The sequence below is a fragment of the Nostoc sp. CHAB 5836 genome (genome assembly GCF_020829445.1).
Lineage (GTDB): Bacteria > Cyanobacteriota > Cyanobacteriia > Cyanobacteriales > Nostocaceae > Nostoc.
In genome coordinates this window covers 1-2772 of sequence record NZ_JAIVFV010000355.1, presented here as the reverse complement: position 1 = coordinate 2772, position 2772 = coordinate 1, and the positions used below count along the sequence as shown (strand labels likewise).

Annotated in this window: 3 protein-coding genes; 2 read left to right on the top strand and 1 reads right to left on the bottom strand. The window is 40.4% G+C overall.

Annotated elements, in window-relative coordinates; genetic code table 11:
* Window positions 1–76: 76 nt before the first annotated feature.
* Both LC605_RS32315 and LC605_RS32310 read left to right on the top strand, forming a co-directional pair.
* The gene (locus LC605_RS32315; protein WP_229551447.1) at window positions 77–232 is read left to right on the top strand and encodes a hypothetical protein; all 156 of its coding nucleotides are present in this window, start codon (window positions 77–79) and stop codon (window positions 230–232) included.
* A 241-nt stretch (window positions 233–473) separates the two neighbouring features.
* Entirely contained in the window at window positions 474–2096 is a 1623-nt protein-coding gene (locus LC605_RS32310) for a hypothetical protein (protein WP_229551446.1), read from the top strand.
* Window positions 2097–2259: 163 nt separating this feature from the next.
* Here the strand turns inward: LC605_RS32310 and LC605_RS32305 are convergent, their stop codons facing one another.
* Window positions 2260–2499 carry a hypothetical protein gene (locus LC605_RS32305; protein WP_229551445.1) on the bottom strand — a complete coding sequence of 80 codons (240 nt, stop codon included), beginning with the start codon at window positions 2497–2499 and terminating at the stop codon, window positions 2260–2262.
* Window positions 2500–2772: the final 273 nt, after the last annotated feature.

The window sequence follows — 2772 nt, the reverse complement described above, 5'->3', positions numbered from 1 at the left end:
TAAGTTGGCGCGAAAAAACCTAAATATGTTATGAAACGTAAATAGGCTTAAAACCCTTGTAAATGACGAAGGACAAATGACAAATGACAGCCTTAGCCAGTTAGCTTTAATTACGCCGACCTACTTAATTGATAAGCGTTTCCGCTTTTCAAGCGTGCCATTCGGTTCAGAACCTAATGTCCCTGCAACGGTCAAAGCCCCCTACCAGTTGGCTCGACTGCTCAAAGTATAATTACTCTACTTAGAATTTAGTAGTAAAAAACACTCACTGATTTTAGACTGGATGATTTTGAAATTGTTTTAAAATGCTGTAATTAAGGCTGAGTAAGGATAAAGCAAATATTTTTTCAAAGAGATTATTTTTTTCGTTTAAGTACTATCTTAAATCTATACATACTGCTAATATCAATTTACGACAGTTATAATACACTCTGCAACACAACTAATTTTTTGAAATTACAGAGGTTTAGACTATGGCTCCAGTATCTGACATTGTTCTGCTACAAGACTTATCAGGGTCATTTGGTGATGACTTACCTAGACTCAGAGAGATCATTGGCCCACTTGTAGATAATTTAAGGAACCCAATTTTAGAACGTATTTTTGGTGGTGACCCTTTCTTTGGTGTTTCCTCTTTTGTAGATAAACCAGTTCTTCCTTTTGGTATTGCTAATGACTATGTTTATCGACGAGACCTCGCTCTGACAAGCGATAGCAATAGTGTTGTTTCAACAGTCAATAGCCCTACCTTTTCTATTAAAGATGGTAATGATCTGGACGAAGCACAACTAGAAGCGCTTCTGCAACTAACTTTCGATCCCGATTACAGATCAGGTTCAACTCGCATTGCTTTAATAGTTACCGATGCCGGTTTTCACGTAGCACCAAATGGTGTAACACTACAGGAAGATTCTAATATTACTCGTATTACTCGACCTAACAATGGAGATAATGTAGTCGATGCTGATGAAGATTATCCGACTATTGCACAACTAAGAGATAGGCTAGTCGCAAGTAAAATTATTCCTGTTTTCATAGTAGAAGAAGATGTTGGTGGACTTGGAGTTACTTACCAGAACCTAGTTGATGACCTTGGACGCGGTTTAGTAGTAAATTTTGAACGCGGTAGTGGAACTATTGCTGATGCTATAAAAGTAGGTGTTGCTGGTGCAAGAGGAATAATAACCGCATTGGGAAATAATCCCGCTAGTCCTAACGATGACTTTGATCTAAGAGGTATAGATGAAAATGGCGATGGAATAGATGATGATCAAGTCGTCTTTACAGGTAGGGGTGACGACATAATTACCGGAGGAGATGGTAATGATTATATTGATGCGGGATCTGGTAATGACAACATTGATAGTGGAAAAGGTGATGACGTTGTAGATGTTGGCGATGGTAATAACATCGTTCGTGGAAACGAGGGTGGTGATTTTATATTCACGATAGATGGTTCATCTGAAACAGCAAGTAATATTTTCTCTGGGGGAGCAGGTAACGATACTCTTATCGGCGGTTCTGGCCCAGAGAATCTCAGTGGGGAGGATGGTAACGATGTCCTAAAAGGGAATCGTGGTAACGATAAGCTCTCAGGTGGAAGAGGTGATGATGATCTTCAAGGAGATGATGGTAACGATGTCCTTATGGGAGACGCAGGTAATGATACTCTCCAGGGAGGTGCTGGTAACGATACTTTCTATGGTGATAGTGGTAATGACATCCTAACAGGAAGCACAGGTTCAGATATTTTTGAATTTGGCACTGGAAGAGCCTTCACCCCAGTTACTTTTGGTGTAGACAAAATTAGTGACTTTTCAGCATCTGAGATGGACAAAATCCGTTTATCAAAAAGAAGTTTTACGGCTCTAGACAACACTACCAATGGTGGATTAATTGCCTCTAACTTTGACGTAGTCACTAGCGATTCTCTAGCCCAAGATAGTAGTGCAGAGATTGTTTATAACTCTAGCAATGGGAACTTGTTCTACAACCAAAATAACGGGGTGGCTGATTTTGGTACGGGAGGATTGTTTGCAACTATTGGGGGTTCTCCTCTTTTAACTGCTTCCGATTTCTTGGTTTTTGCTGTGTAGATTAGAAAATTTTGGCATTCATCTCACGCTTCCTTCGAGTGGGGCGTGAGAGCAATGTCTACTTTAAGGGGCTCTACAAACTAGAAAACTATGCTATTCAAGGTGAGAGCTTACGCCCGACTCAAAATGTGGTTTCCTGATAATGAATTGTTGATAAAGAATATTAACAGGTTTTAGCGATGGCGTACCGCCCGCCGTAGGCGATCGCACTAGCTGCAATCTTCCAACGTGAGTTGAAGCGATCGCCGATATAGCACCCCTTAGCACTCTGCAAAAAGACGGCTCTCTTCCTCCAGGCGCTACGAAACCTCTCCCCAAACAAGAGCGATGCCTCACCAGCGCTTTTAGAACCAGTGATGATGTCAGTAAAAAATCCACCCAAGGCGTTTTTACTGACATCCATCAAATCTTTACCAAGAGTCTTAATCTGACTGCAAACGGTAATGGTTGGTTTCGGATGCACTGTAAAGGGATGGAATCAGTGCGAATTCAAGCATAAGTAGCAATCGGAAGGGAGCAATGCGATTTTGTGAGGTCAGGCAAAAAAAGTGGTAATCGTTTTGAGGCGAGTATATCAACATAAATGAAAAAAAATATAAATGCAAATTTGGATTTAGCCAAATCGTTGAAAGACTTTGAAGCTCAGGTTACTAAACTTTTAGAATTGACAAATGTT

Coding starts and splice junctions, on each gene's coding strand:
- LC605_RS32305 (WP_229551445.1), bottom strand. CDS start 2,499: ATGGATGTCAGTAAAAACGCCTTGGGTGGATTTTTTACTGACATCATC.
- LC605_RS32315 (WP_229551447.1), top strand. CDS start 77: ATGACAAATGACAGCCTTAGCCAGTTAGCTTTAATTACGCCGACCTAC.
- LC605_RS32310 (WP_229551446.1), top strand. CDS start 474: ATGGCTCCAGTATCTGACATTGTTCTGCTACAAGACTTATCAGGGTCA.